Below are 13,574 nucleotides of genomic sequence, written 5' to 3'. Positions count from 1 at the left end.
GGCGTTACGAGGATGCCGCGGACCCTCCGCTTTCTTTCTTTGCCCGTATCCTTCTCAATTCCTCTCCATATAATTTTTCGGAACACTCGGGGCACAACCCGTGGGTCATGACGGCCTCGGAGTGTTCACTGATGTATTGCGCGACGTCGTTCCAGAATCCCTTGTCGTCGCGGATCTTTTTGCAGTTCGCACAAATTGGGATCAGGCCGTGAAGCATTTTGATGTTCACCAGCGCTTCATCGATCCGCCGCTTCAGATCTTCTTCTCTCTTTAAGATCTGCCTGACACGAATCCGAAAGATCCCGAGGATGACCGAGATCAGAACAACGAAGGCGAAAAAATTGAACAGCCCCGTTTGCCAGAAGTGAGGAAGGATCGTGAACCGGAGCGATGCGTCGCGCGTGCTCCAGACCCCGTCGCTGTTCGCAGCGAGGACACGGAAGATATACGTTCCGGGGGCGAGGTTCGTGTACATGACCTCGTGCCGGCTTCCCCCGTCGATCCATTTTTTATCGAACCCTTCCAAAGAATACCGGTACCGCATGGCGGGGGGATTAATATAACTGAGGCCCGCGTATTCGAACTGGATGGATGCGACACCGGGGTCAAATTCGGCGCCGTTGGATGCCTGCTGACGCTGACCGTTCACAACGATGGATTCGATGTGCACCTGGGGCGCAGGCAACTTCTGTTTTCGTTCCCGCGGATTGTATCCGACCAGTCCTTTTAAGCTGACGAACCAGAGAGTTCCATCGGCAGTTTTGGCGGAACACGTCTGCAGCCCTCCGCCGAATTCGATCGTTTGCAGCCCGTCGTGCGACTCGATCGACGTCCCCTCGCACCGTGCCGCACGCCCTTCGGCAACATCGATGATCGAATGCGCCGGAGCGCCGAACAATCCACGGTTGGTCGACATCCAGATCGTGGTGTCATCCGCCGGAATGATCGTGTTGACGTAATTGTCGATCAATCCGTTGTCGGTGGTGAACGATCCCCAGCGCCCGTTCTTGTAGATGCTAAGCCCCCCTCCTTCAGTTCCCGCCCAAATCTCTCCCCCCGTCCCCTCGTACAAACAGAGGATCGTATTGCTCGTGACGCCGCTGTCTTTTGTGAAAAAGGAGATCTTGTTGTTCGAGAGAAGGCCGACGCCGTTAGCGTCCGAGCCGATCCAGAGGTTGTGGTCTCTGTCCTCGAGCAGATAATTGACGGAAAAGCTTGACGGCATTCCTTCGATCTTTTTGGGGGAATTGTTCTTCAGCGTGAAGAGGCCTTCTCCTCCGATCCAGATCGTCCCGGTGTGATCCTGCAAAAGCGCGTACACGTTCGAGAACGGCCGGCCGTCAGGCATCATTATTTCGGTTGTTGTGCCGGCTGATCTCCTGAACAATCCATCCTCGCAGCCGACCCATAAGCTCCCGTCATGGGTGTCCAACAGGGAACTGATGGTTGCCGATGCCAGTTTTTTCGGCATCGGGGGAACGACAATTTTTCCCCCGACGATGCAGCGCAGCCCGTGTTCCCTTGTTCCCAGCCACATTTCGCCGCCGCGCAGCAAGACAGCCCAGACCTGCGAGGAAATCTCATTGCTGATCGGCTGCAGATACCGGACCGCGCTGCGCCGGAAGCGATGCAGCCCGTCCCCCGAGGTTCCGAACCAGAGACTCCCTTCGTTGTCGTATGCGATCGAGAGGATGCGAAGGGGAGGACTGGAAACATTCGCAATGCATTGCTTCACTGAAGCGCCGTCATAAAAGTACAGCCCCTTGTCGAAACAGCCGACCCAGACGCCCCCGTGCGGGTCATTGCACATCGCGGTGACATCGGCATGCTGTAATTCAGCCCCCTCGGGGAGCGGAACGAACTTGTTTTTCAAGAGACGATAAAGTCCGTCCTGGAGCGTCCCGATAAGAAGAGCGCCGTTCGGCGCCCGGTCGATCGAGAGGACCTGGGATCCGGGCATTCCCTGCCGTGAATCGTACCATACCGTTGAATCGCCTATGATGTGGACCAGGGCGCCTTGTTCACCGAGCCAGAGCGTTCCGTCCAGGTCCGCAAATGCCGCGCGCGACGAAGTCAGCGGCCTCGAGGAAACGACCGGGCTCCATTGGTTCCCGTCGTTCTTCCAGACGCCGAGGCCTGGGATGGCGGCCCAAAGGGTGCGGCCGGTTCCCGCGCAAAGGACGCGCACCCCCCCGACGCTCAGACTGTCCGTGAGTTTGCTTGCAGCGATGATTCCGTCGCGATAAGAGATCAAGCCGCCGTGGTCGGTTCCGACCCACAGCGAGCTGTCGCCGGCAACGGCAAGCCGCCGGACGAATTCGTTCACCATTTGCGGAGTGTTGTAGCGGTCGAATGTCTTGAAGGAGACCCCGTCGAAACGAACAAGGCCCAGTTGTGTTCCAAGCCAGAGATAACCGTCCGGCGTCTGAGCGATGGCAGTGATGATATTCTGCGGGAGCCCGTGCTCTGTTGTCCACGATTCGTGGATGTACGATTTGAATTCGCCGGTGAGGTCCCAGTGTTCCGAAGGAAGGACTTGCGCAAAAAGGGTTGAACTCCCCGTAAAGATGAAAATGGCCGCCGCGAATATCCAGCTGCATTTTCTCAGACCCGCAAATCGATCGCAGGAGGTCCGCATTGGCACTCCTCCACTCCGGCCGTACAATGATTCTTCCCCTTCGATAGGGGACTCGCCCTAAGATAGGGAATTTTGGGATTACATCAAAAAGCTTTCTGCAGACACGGAGACTATCATGTTGAATGTCGGCGATTTTTCTTGTCAGGGATCCTCTCAGCAGTTTGCAGATGTTCTGAATTGACGGCCATTCACATCCGAACTTTTGTTTTTCGGTTGTTGTTATTCTGGTTGTCGCAGCTTTGCAGATAGTCAGGCTATCAATCAATCTCGTGAAAGGATAAGTCATGAACCTGTTTCAACGCGCCGCTTCGACCCGGGCTTCCAGCGCGGCAATATTGATCCGCTTTGCCGTAGGACTGATTTTTTTCACGCAGGGCATCTTGAAATTCATCGACCCCAAACTCGGCGTCCTTCGGTTTACGAAAATAGGATTTCCTTCTCCCGAATTCATGGCCCACTTTGTCGGAACCTTCGAGATCATCTGCGGAGCGGCGGTGATACTCGGCCTCTTCACCCGGCTTGCAAGCATTCCGCTCCTCATTATCATGCTGATGGCCATTGCGACGACAAAAATTCCCGAGTTGTTTCGGCCGGAGCAGGGCTTCTGGTTCATGGTCAGCGATGCCAAAACCGACTATGCAATGCTGCTGAGCGTGACCTATCTCCTTATCGTCGGTGCCGGCGCATGGTCGCTTGATATCCGATTTTTTCCGGGCGGGGAGCAGAACGTGAAACAGGGAGGAGCGTAGAACCGGCTTCCTGAAAATTATTTCGGGGGAGTATTGATCTTCTCCGACGAAGAGATGAGCGATAAACCACGGGATGACGTTGCTGAAGGGAAGGATGCTCGCGCCGTCTCAATGATCAGGAAAAACCTCGAACGTTTCATCCGGTTCGCTCTTTTCGATTAGCGGGCAGGCGGTCGACAAAATTGCAGCAGCCACGCTCTCGCTTCGATATCGTTTGAAAACGATCTCATCGGTATCGGCGGCGGCTTGAGCTTGAAAAGGAGTTTCATGATGAATTGTGCCAGCCCCGGTTTGGATACCATGGCCATGGCGGTATAAACGTTCGGCAGCTGCTCGGTAGAAAATCGCTGCGTCTCTTTGTCGGGGACCGGAGAATTGCTCAGATAGATCAACAGCGGCGCCTTCTTTCCGCCGGTGATCCGTTTGACCAGCGCGACATTCTCCGTGATGTTCCTTATCGTACGCCTCGGACTTTTTGAGAGAGAGTAGAGAATCCCCGCTTCATCCATCCAATAATCGGCTATTTCCCCTTCAACGATCTTTGTCCCTTCCGGCGGTTTAATCTGCTGAGTCGTCATCGTTCTCGGCGCATTGATTCAAGCGATGGAGGATCGTTACAGTTTTTGCAGCTCTTTGAGCAAGGCGAATCCTTCCGGCCAATCGCCGAGCCCGCTGGCGGAATTGATGTGTCCGGCATTTTGGATGATCACCAGACGGCTGTTCCATGCATGAGCATATTCCCGCGCCCGCTCGAGTGCGACGAATCTATCATCGGTACTGGCGGCAACGATCGATCGAAAAGGGAGGGGGACCAGCGGCATCGGACTAAAACCCGTGGGTCCCGCGGGGTAGTTAGGTCCGTCCGGGTCGCTCGGCCCGACAAGGAGCGCTCCTTGTATACGGCGGAGGTTCGCCGGCGCCGCGCGCTGAACCCAGTGAGCAACGAGAGCGCAGGCGGAGCTGTGTCCCACCAAAACGATCGGCCCCGGCGTCGAAGAGATTGTCTCGTCCAGCCGTTTGACCCAATCGGCGCACCGGGGGGCTTCCCACTCATCCTGCTGAACTCTTATAAAAGAAGGATCGAGTTTTTCCCAACGAGTTTGCCAGTGTTCAGGGCCGGAATTTGAAATTCCCGGGAGGATAAGGGTCGTCGCCATTATTGATGATTCATCGCGAGAATTGCCTTTATCATCTGTTGATAGGTCCACGTGTTCCCGCGTCGAAAGAACTCGTACGTCTTGTCCCAGTCGGGGCCCTTTCCCCAACCGACCATCGTGGAAATGATGCGGGTCCTTCCGTTCCCCTCGCTTTTCAGCCGGATGATCTCCTGCAAGTTACCATCTTCCCGCCGAACGCTCTCGGCAAAATTATTGTTGAGGATGACCTTCAGCGTGATCATTTCACCCTCGAGGTAATTGATGACGGGGAGATGAATTGTTCCCGAGTCTTTGACCGTTTTAGATGAATCGTAATTTGTGAGGATCACGCCGCCGGTTCTCAGGTCAAGAACAACGACCGGCGCGATCCACTTCCGTAACCCCTCTTCTGTGCTGAACAGCTTCCACGCTTCCGGCCGTGAAATGGGAGCGACGATTTCAAGCTGAAGCACCCGTTCGCCGGTCTGGGTAACGTATGACGTGTTCTCAACGGTCTGCCCCAGACCATAGGAAAAAGAAAAGAGGAGGAGGGCTGCAAGAAATGTTTTCATGGTTCGTTTTAGTCACACAAGTGAATGCCGAGCCATTGCAGGGCTTCGGGGTGGTCCCTGAAGACGCCGACAGACGGCACGTTCTTTTCCGTCAGCGATCGGTACATGCGCGCCTTGCCGAACACGAGATGCCTGGAAACAAGAATTGCGAGCTTGAACGACACGAGCTTTAACGCATGTTTTTCATCTATCTGAATCATCGGACAAGCTCCCTTCGGAGAGACCTGGATGTCCTTGACTCCGCGGACGTCGGACAGCCCGCACATGCCGGCTTCGAACGGATGGTGGTTCATCACTTTCCGCTTATGCTCGAGCTGATCTTTTTCGGTCAACGCGCCGGCCGCGGTGGTTCGGACAATCACAACTTGTTTGTCGATGATGTTCGATGTCGGCATCTCAATTCTTGGGCGGCTCGTCGATGGCTGTCGGCAACATTGCTGGGGCGGCGCATGCACCTTAAGAAATATTTTGAACAGTTGCAAGGGGGGATTTCGTCGACAAATTCTTTTGCTCCGCAGAATAAATTTCTCTAATTTCAGAATGAACTGGTCATAGGTTTGCATGATTGAGTACAGAATTCGCGTCAGCCGCCGGTCGCGCTCCGTTCGGCTTTCGGTTTCTCATTATTCCGGCGTCGTTGTCACCGTCCCTTCGGGGTTCGATACGTCCGAAGTCCCCGGGATCATTCTCCGCAAGGAAGAATGGATCAAGAGGTCGATCGAAAAGATCAGGTCGTCTGCGCCGGCGCGACAGATTCCTGCGCGCGTGGACCTTCGGAGCATCGGACGCAGCTTTGCTCTGGAAGTTCACGCGAGCCCTCGCGGAAGGAGCTTGCTCGTCGAAGAAAACGATGTCCTGAAGCTGTTTGTCAACCCGCACAATAAAAGATTTCCCTTTGCCCTTTTGAGGAAATGGGTGCGAAAGAAATCTAAGGAGATCCTTATTCCATGGCTGGAGCGGGTGAGCAGAGACCACGGGTTGCCCTATAATAGTTGCGCTATTCGATCCCAGCGAACGCGATGGGGGAGTTGTTCCGCGAAAAAGAATATCAGCCTGAACAGCGCCCTTCTTTTCCTCTCCCCCGAGCTTGTGGGCTACCTGATGATCCACGAATTGTGCCACACGGTGGAAATGAATCATTCCAAAAAATTTTGGGAGCTTGTGGAGAGACATTGCACGGGATCCCGGCGCCTTGACAAGGAGCTGACATCCGCCGCAAAGTCGATGGAGTGGTGGCTCCGATAGATGGATTTCATCATCAGGAATTCGCGGAAGTGGGGAAAGCGGGCTGCGTACTCCGAGCCACCTGGCTAATTTATCTTATCATGAGGGCGAATTGCAGGCCAAATCTTCCTATTTTTGGTAAGCCTGAGCGTAAATTTCAACAAAATGAACCGATTCAAAAGGCACGATTTTTGTAATTTGTTCTCTCTATATATAGTTTCCTCCGAATTGTGCGGTCGATGAAGTGAAGCGGGCGGGGGAAAAGCACACGTGAAGACCTCCAGATTCGAAACTGATGACGGAGGCTTTTTTGTCCTGGACGGGTGTTGTTCGTGCGGAATCGAACGGTACACCAAAGAAACATCATTGAGAAATGGATGAGAAATTTCTTTTCACTTCCCGAACTTGGCGACAAAGAATCGACGGCGAAGGCGCAAATATTTTTTAAGCTGGTCAGCGGAACTGCGCTGATCGTGACTTTGATCCTTGCCGTTGAGCTTTTCGTTCTGCCGGAGAATTTCATGAGGTGGGTCTATATTGCCGTTGCCGTAGACCTTGTAGCCATCGTGCTGATCGCCTTAAATAGAAAAGGATTCATCGTATTGGCATCCCACCTGTTCGCGGGGTTCATCCTAACGATGATCTTTGTTCTGGCATGGTCTGCAGGCGGCATCAGAGCTCCGGCGATTCAGGAGGTACCGGTCATCGTTCTCGGCGCCGGTCTCATGCTTGGCTGGAAGAAAGGGGCCTACTACGCTGCCGCGGCTGCTGCGGCGAGCGCAGGTCTGGTGCTCGCTGAGCGCGCCGGGTATTTACCCCCCGCTGCGGTTGTACCGACTTCGACAAGCGTTCTGGTGAATTCGGTCCTGCAAGTTGCTCTTCTTGTTCTGCTTCAATACCTCATCGTGGGAAATCTCAACAAAACTCTCAGCGAAGCAAAAGAAGAAGTCAGCCGCCGCACGAAAGCTGAAGAGGCATGGAAAGAAAGCGAATCGCGATTCCAGGGCTTCATCGAACAAGCACCGGTTGCGATTATCGTTTCGAGAGGGGGAAAAGGTGTGTATGTCAACAAAAAATTCGCGGAGATGATGGGATTGAAAAGCGTTGAGGAGGCCGTCGGTCGCCCTATCATCGAATATTACGCGCCGCAGCGGAGAAAGGAACGAGAAGAGCGGACACGCCAGCGTCTGATTGGTCATCCCGTTTCCTCGGAGTTCGAGTCCATCGGCCTCAGAACCGACGGTACGCAGTTTCCCGTCCAGGTGTCCGTTGCGAAACACCAACTCCGGGATGGAGAAGTGTACATTGCCTTCGTCGTCGACATCAGCGAACGAACGAAAACGGAAGAGAAACTGCGATTCGAACGCATGCTTCTCCGCACGCTCATCGATAATATTCCCGACTCGATTTATTCCAAAGATATTCTCGGCCGAAAGACACTGGCCAATGATGCCGAGGTGCGGAACCTTCGGATGAATTCGGAAGCGGACATCATTGGGAAGACCGACTACGACTTTTACCCGAAAGAACTCGCCGACGGATTTACTGCCGATGATCAACGGGTGCTCCTCACGGGGCAGGCGGTGTTGAACAGGGAAGAATTTATTCTGGATGAAAAGGGGGAGAAGCGATGGCTGTTGACCTCCAAGCTGCCGCTGAAGGACGTGGAAGGGCGGATCATCGGACTGGCCGGAATAGGACATGACAATACCGAACATCGGCGTGCCGAGGACCAGCTTCGAAAGCTCTCGCTTGCCATAGAACAGAGTCAGGCTTCTGTCATCATCACCGATATCCGGGGAACCATCGAGTACGTGAATCCCAAGTTTACTCAGGTCACCGGCTACACGCTGGAAGATGTCTTGGGGAAGAATCCGCGGATTCTCAAGTCGGGTGAAACGTCGGACGAACAATACAGGAAAATGTGGGAAACGATCTCTGCGGGCAAAGCGTGGAGGGGGGAGTTCCACAACAGGAAAAAGAACGGGGAGCTTTTCTGGGAAATGGCGTCGATCTCGCCCGTCAAGGACCAGGACAACCTGATCATCAATTTTGTAGCCGTCAAAGAAGACATTACCGAACGGAAACAAGTGGATGAGGCGCTGCGCAATGCGCAAAAACTTGAGAGCATTGGAACGCTCGCCGGGGGGATTGCGCACGACTTCAACAACCTCCTCAACGCAATTCTTGGGCAATCGACTCTCGCCATCAACAAGCTGCCGAAGGAAAACCCGGCAAAGAGTCACATTGAAAAAACGATCAAGGCGGCGGAGCGGGCGGCCGACCTTACGCGGCATCTTCTTGCATACTCGGGCAAAGGGAAGTTCATCACGGAAGAGATCGATGTCAATCGGCTCGTCAATGAGAACGTTCAGATTCTTGAAATCTCGGTCCCTAAAAGCGTTCGGCTGCGGTATGACCTTTGCGTTCCTTCCCCGCACATTAAGGGCGATGTAGCGCAGATCCAGCAGGTCATTATGAACCTTATCATCAACGCCGGAGAGGCGATAACCCCCAACCCCGGTATCATCACCGTCCGTTCAAGATGCATCGGACTTTCCGAAAATGATATCGCCTATTGGAAGTATACGAACACCCCGTTAGTCGCCGGCACATACGCTTCTCTTCAAGTCATCGATACTGGGCAAGGCATGAAGCCGGAGGTGTTGGCGCGCATTTTCGACCCATTCTTTACGACGAAGTTTACGGGGAGAGGCCTCGGCCTTGCCGCTGTTCTGGGAATTGTGCGGGGACATAATGGAGGGCTGCGCATCGAAAGTAAGGAGGGAAAAGGAACGGAGTTTGAAGTGGTCTTTCCCCTGATTCAAGCCACACCGTCGATTGGGCAAAAGCCTATGAAAGCCGCTGCCGTTGTCAATGGAACGGGAAAAACCGTTCTCATCATCGACGATGAACCCTCGGTGCTGGAGTTGTTGAACGATGTCTTCAGCGATGCCAGTTTTAAAGTGATGGAAGCATCGAATCCCGTTGAAGGTATCGATCTTTACCGTCGCAATGAGCACGCCGTCGATCTGGTCGTGCTCGACTATTCAATGCCAGGCATGGACGGAAAAGCTGCATTTGAGGAGCTGGTAAGAATCAACAAGGACGTCGTAGTGATACTTTGTTCCGGTTACACCGAAGAAGAGATACGGTCGACGTTTGACGGCGTTCGTCCCCGCGCATTTGTGCAAAAGCCCTATAAACCGAGCCAGTTTCTTGGCACCGTTGCGAAAATTCTGAAGATCGACGGATACTCCGCCGGGTAATGTTGCGGTCTGAGAATTTCCACTCTGGCTCCCAAACTCAGAATTGGAGCAGCTTCGTCAACTTGCCTTTAGGCTGAGGAGATCGGGAATGAGAGAGCCCTTGCCCCCACGCTTCGAATGCCTAACCGTGCCACTCCCCCCTTTCCTTGACTCTCACACCGAATCCCGCTACATTTCTCCATAAGAGCATTCGATCGCTCTTTGGGCGGGAGACCGGAGCGCGCCGATGACGGCCGCCGGTTTGTAGGAACCGCCTTTGTTTCCCTTCTTTTCTCAAGAGACCAAAAGTTTCTGCGCCGACATTCCGCCGTTTGCAGTTCGGCGCCGTGGACGTTAAGAATGCTTGCGCCATCGTTCACTACTCTATGAGGAGACCATGAAACGCTTTACACCCGTCCTCTCAGTCATTGCCGCCGTATGCGCATTTATCTTCATCCTCAATTCTTCTCAGGGAAAAAAGAACCCGCGGGAGGATGAGGAACTACTGGAATCGGTTGTCGGCGTCGGGGACAATCCGGATGCGGCCTACCAGTTTCGTTACGCGATCCTGGCCGGCAAAGAACGGGATATCGATCTGCGGGGATTTCGCAAGGATGCCGTGGTCTACTCAAAGCAGCATTCAGTTCCGGCGAAGAACCTGATGAAAGTAACGACGCCATTTTGGTCGGCTCTCGGTCCCGGGAATATCGGCGGCAGAGTCAGGTCGATCGTCATCGATCCGCTCAACAGCAGCATCATTCTTGCAGGGTCGGTTTCGGGCGGGATCTGGAAAACGACCGACGGGGGCGCATCATGGTCGCCAAAGACCGACGGACAGGATAATCTTGCAATAAGCTCGATGGTCGTCGACCCGACAAACGACAGCGTGGTCTACGCTGGCACCGGTGAGGGATGGTCCAACGTGGACGCTGTTTACGGCGGAGGGATCTTCAAGTCGACCGATTTCGGGGAGACATGGACGCTGCTTTCAAGCACGAGTTCGTCTGCAAGCTTCGGCGACGTGATGAAGCTGGCCGCCGATTCGTCCGGAAATATTTATGCCGCAACGAAGAACTACCGCTACGGTTACGGTCCAACGACATATACTGCGAACGGCGGACTGTATAAGACCACCAATGGCGGCACGTCGTGGACGGAGATCAGCTCGGCCACTTTTTCAACGAATTATTTCAATCCGACCGACGTCCTTCCGATTTCGTCGTCAATCATTTTGTATGCGGTCAACGCGAACGGTTCCACATTGGGCGGGATTTACCGCACCACCAACGGCGGCACAAACTGGAGCCTTGTTGCCTCGAACCTGCCGACGTCGAACTACGGAAGGATCGCTCTCGCTCAGAACCCCGATACCGCAAACATCGTGTTCGCGGTTTTTGAATCTCTCGATGAATCGTCCTCCGGCGACGGAGGGTTGAAAGGGATCTATAAATCCACCGACGCTGGAGCAACTTGGAATCAGCTCGGAACGCCTCCGAAAATCAACTCGACCAGCGGCAGGTCGTATCTCAGCACCCAGGGATGGTACGACAACGTTATTGCCGTCGACCCGAACAACACCAGCAATATCTATGTCGCCGGAGTCGACATGATGAAATCGACGAACGGAGGGGCGACCTGGTCGCAGCTGACCTTTTGGAATTCCTATTATGGAACGCCGGTCGTTCACGCGGACCATCATGCGATCGTGTTCGACAAAAGCCATTCGGGGACCATTTATGACGGAGACGACGGCGGCATCTACAAAACCACCAACAGCGGGGGAGCGTGGACCGACATCAACAACGGTCTGGAGATCACGCAGTTTTACGGCGGTGCAACTTACAGATCGGGCTCGACCTACTACGGCGGTGCCCAGGACAACGGCCACATGAAGTATGGCGGATCGGGAACATCATGGACAGAAGTTTACGGCGGCGACGGCGGCTATGCCGCGCAGGATCAAACGAACAGCTCCGTCGCGTACGAGGAGTACGTTTATCTTTCGATCAGCAAAACCACGGACGGAGGGGGGACATGGAACAGCTGCGTGAGCGGGCTATCGGACGCTAACAGCAGTTCGAAGTGCCTCTTCATCGCTCCGTTCGCATTGGACGGGCAGAACTCCGCCGTTCTGATCGCCGGATCAAATTGCGTGTGGGTAACATCGAATTCAGCGGGGAGCTGGACCCAATCGAGCAACGTTCTTTCGTCCGGCTATGAAGTAAGCGCTGTGACGATTGCCGGCTCGTCGGCGAATTATCTCGGGTTCGCCGGAACGACGGACGGACGGGTCTTTAAGTGCACAAGCCTCGACCCGTCGTCCGGGATCGATACGTGGACGGAAATTACTCCTTCCGGAAATAACGGCGGTTTCGTACGACGCATTGTTGTTGATACAAACAATACGAACCAACTCTATGTTACGTACGGCGGCTACAATACGAGCGGAACACTGGCATCGCGGCATGTCTGGTCCTCGACCAATCAGGGCTCGACCTGGACCGACATTTCCGGAAACCTGCCGAACGTTCCGGTCCATTCTCTCGTTATCAACCCTGTCTCTTCGACGACGCTTTATGTAGGGACCGAAACCGGAGTCTATTCGACGACGAACGGGGGGAGTACCTGGTCGTCGTTCAATTCCGGGATGGCGTCGTACGTTCCCACGGACGAGCTGGTGTTGCAGAAGAGCACGAACACCCTGTTTGCCTTCACCCACGGACGCAGTGCCTGGATCGGTTCCGGGGGAGAGCTTCCGGTGGAACTCTCTGCCTTTAACGTATCGCCGCAGCAATCCTCTGCCGTCTTAAAATGGAGGACGGAAACCGAGTTCAATAATTACGGCTTCGACGTCGAGCGTTCTTCCGTTTCCACTCTTCAAAGCCAGACGGCGAGCCCGAGCCCCGGTCAGTGGACGCGCCTCGGATTTGTTCAGGGAGCAGGGACAAGTTCCGCCCCGATTGAGTATTCGTTTACCGATGCCAACGTTCCCGCCGGAAAATATTCGTACCGCCTCAAACAAATAAACCGGGACGGTACATTTCAATATTCTGAGGCGGTGGACGCAACGATTGCCTCGGCCCCGTCAACGTTTGCACTGTATCAGAATTACCCCAATCCGTTCAACCCATCGACGACAATTCGCTACAGCATTCCCGGCAAAAGCAAGGTGAGGATCGACATCACAAATGCGATCGGCCAGCAGATTGCCGTGCTCGATAATGACGAAGAAGATCCGGGGGATCACCAGGTTGAGTGGCGCGCGAACGTTGCGTCCGGCATCTATTTCTACCGCATCAATGCCGAGAGCGTCGACGATCCGGGAAACAGATTTGTTGAAGTGAAAAAAATGCTGCTCGTCAAATGACGAATGACAAGCGCCCCATGGCGAATGTCAGAGCTCCCCGGGACTCTGGCATGTTACAGTTCCTCGTTCGAAGCGTTTTGGCAAGAGTTCTCTCGTTCCCAATCTCGGATTGGGAACGGAGTGAACGCTTCAGCCGAAAAACGAGTTGCCGGAGCGAGAAGGGAATTGCTCAAACTGCAACACTGCAGGATTCTGTGTAGTGTCTCAGTTTGAATTTTGCCAGACCCGTCTTCTTTCTCTGTAGCCAGAGAAAGAAGCAAAGTCCCGCTTTACGGGATCCCGCCTTTCATAGTTTTGGAAAGCGGGAAGAGCCTCTCGGAATCGGAACCCTCGCGATGCTTTCCTTCGCACATGCCCAAGAAAACGGCCCCTCATGTCAACTCACAGCTTGCCGTTTTCTTAACGCGCGCATCGCGCCCAACGCACATACCCGCCGATTCCTCGCTTGAAATTTCACCAGCTTTTTGATTGCGTTTCGAAATCGTCGGGTGCGAGCAGAGGGAAGGATTCAATCGAAGGGTTCCAATTTCGGTGCAAAAATTCCATATGATGATGTTCGAAAAACTTGTTCGCACCGAAATTGGCGGGGGTGCGGCTGGGATTGAATCCGCGCGTTACGATTTTCCCCGAAGGGATCCTT

Annotated in this window: 10 protein-coding genes; 4 read left to right on the top strand and 6 right to left on the bottom strand. The window is 54.2% G+C overall.

Going from position 1 to position 13,574, the window contains the following annotated elements:
• Positions 1-4 precede the first annotated feature (4 nt).
• Positions 5-2,638: a two-component regulator propeller domain-containing protein gene (locus tag VMF88_02955; GenBank protein ID HTY10011.1), complete on the bottom strand. Its 2,634-nt coding sequence runs from the start codon at positions 2,636-2,638 to the stop codon at positions 5-7.
• Between the two features lie 284 nt (positions 2,639-2,922).
• Between VMF88_02955 and VMF88_02950 the strand changes: the two genes are divergently transcribed.
• Positions 2,923-3,387, top strand: a complete 465-nt coding sequence (locus VMF88_02950) for a DoxX family protein (protein ID HTY10010.1) — start codon at positions 2,923-2,925, stop codon at positions 3,385-3,387.
• Between the two features lie 158 nt (positions 3,388-3,545).
• On the opposite strand, the gene VMF88_02945 is transcribed toward VMF88_02950, so the two are convergent.
• The 4 genes from VMF88_02945 to VMF88_02930 are packed head-to-tail and all read right to left on the bottom strand — an operon-like array spanning position 3,546 to position 5,490.
• Positions 3,546-3,965 carry an STAS/SEC14 domain-containing protein gene (locus VMF88_02945; GenBank protein HTY10009.1) on the bottom strand — a complete coding sequence of 140 codons (420 nt, stop codon included), beginning with the start codon at positions 3,963-3,965 and terminating at the stop codon, positions 3,546-3,548.
• Between the two features lie 36 nt (positions 3,966-4,001).
• Complete coding sequence (locus VMF88_02940; protein ID HTY10008.1) at positions 4,002-4,544, bottom strand: alpha/beta fold hydrolase; 543 nt, start codon at positions 4,542-4,544, stop codon at positions 4,002-4,004.
• Entirely contained in the window at positions 4,544-5,095 is a 552-nt protein-coding gene (locus VMF88_02935) for a hypothetical protein (GenBank protein ID HTY10007.1), read from the bottom strand. The genes VMF88_02940 and VMF88_02935 overlap by 1 nt, the downstream gene beginning before the upstream one ends.
• 8 nt (positions 5,096-5,103) lie before the next feature.
• Complete coding sequence (locus VMF88_02930; protein ID HTY10006.1) at positions 5,104-5,490, bottom strand: hypothetical protein; 387 nt, start codon at positions 5,488-5,490, stop codon at positions 5,104-5,106.
• Between the two features lie 166 nt (positions 5,491-5,656).
• Here VMF88_02930 and VMF88_02925 point away from each other — a divergent pair, with 166 nt between their 5' ends.
• The 3 genes from VMF88_02925 (at position 5,657) to VMF88_02915 (ending at position 12,934) form a co-directional block, all read left to right on the top strand.
• The gene (locus VMF88_02925; protein HTY10005.1) at positions 5,657-6,340 is read left to right on the top strand and encodes a SprT family zinc-dependent metalloprotease; all 684 of its coding nucleotides are present in this window, start codon (positions 5,657-5,659) and stop codon (positions 6,338-6,340) included.
• 356 nt (positions 6,341-6,696) lie between these two features.
• Positions 6,697-9,588: a PAS domain S-box protein gene (locus VMF88_02920; GenBank protein HTY10004.1), complete on the top strand. Its 2,892-nt coding sequence runs from the start codon at positions 6,697-6,699 to the stop codon at positions 9,586-9,588.
• Between the two features lie 376 nt (positions 9,589-9,964).
• Entirely contained in the window at positions 9,965-12,934 is a 2,970-nt protein-coding gene (locus VMF88_02915) for a T9SS type A sorting domain-containing protein (GenBank protein HTY10003.1), read from the top strand.
• Between the two features lie 453 nt (positions 12,935-13,387).
• Here VMF88_02915 and VMF88_02910 read toward each other — a convergent pair.
• Positions 13,388-13,574: hypothetical protein (locus VMF88_02910; GenBank protein HTY10002.1), on the bottom strand; the 187-nt coding region annotated here is incomplete at its 5' end.

Source organism: Bacteroidota bacterium (genome assembly GCA_035506275.1).
Taxonomy (GTDB): domain Bacteria; phylum Bacteroidota; class Ignavibacteria; order UBA10030; family UBA8401; genus JAGVPT01.
This window is presented reverse-complemented; position numbering and strand designations above follow the sequence as displayed.

Bases quoted from the DNA above. Each gene is read 5' to 3' on its own strand.
- VMF88_02920 (HTY10004.1), top strand. From the start codon at position 6,697: ATGAGAAATTTCTTTTCACTTCCCGAACTTGGCGACAAAGAATCGACG.
- VMF88_02955 (HTY10011.1), bottom strand. From the start codon at position 2,638: ATGCGGACCTCCTGCGATCGATTTGCGGGTCTGAGAAAATGCAGCTGG.
- VMF88_02935 (HTY10007.1), bottom strand. From the start codon at position 5,095: ATGAAAACATTTCTTGCAGCCCTCCTCCTCTTTTCTTTTTCCTATGGT.
- VMF88_02940 (HTY10008.1), bottom strand. From the start codon at position 4,544: ATGGCGACGACCCTTATCCTCCCGGGAATTTCAAATTCCGGCCCTGAA.
- VMF88_02945 (HTY10009.1), bottom strand. From the start codon at position 3,965: ATGACGACTCAGCAGATTAAACCGCCGGAAGGGACAAAGATCGTTGAA.
- VMF88_02915 (HTY10003.1), top strand. From the start codon at position 9,965: ATGAAACGCTTTACACCCGTCCTCTCAGTCATTGCCGCCGTATGCGCA.
- VMF88_02950 (HTY10010.1), top strand. From the start codon at position 2,923: ATGAACCTGTTTCAACGCGCCGCTTCGACCCGGGCTTCCAGCGCGGCA.
- VMF88_02930 (HTY10006.1), bottom strand. From the start codon at position 5,490: ATGCCGACATCGAACATCATCGACAAACAAGTTGTGATTGTCCGAACC.
- VMF88_02925 (HTY10005.1), top strand. From the start codon at position 5,657: ATGATTGAGTACAGAATTCGCGTCAGCCGCCGGTCGCGCTCCGTTCGG.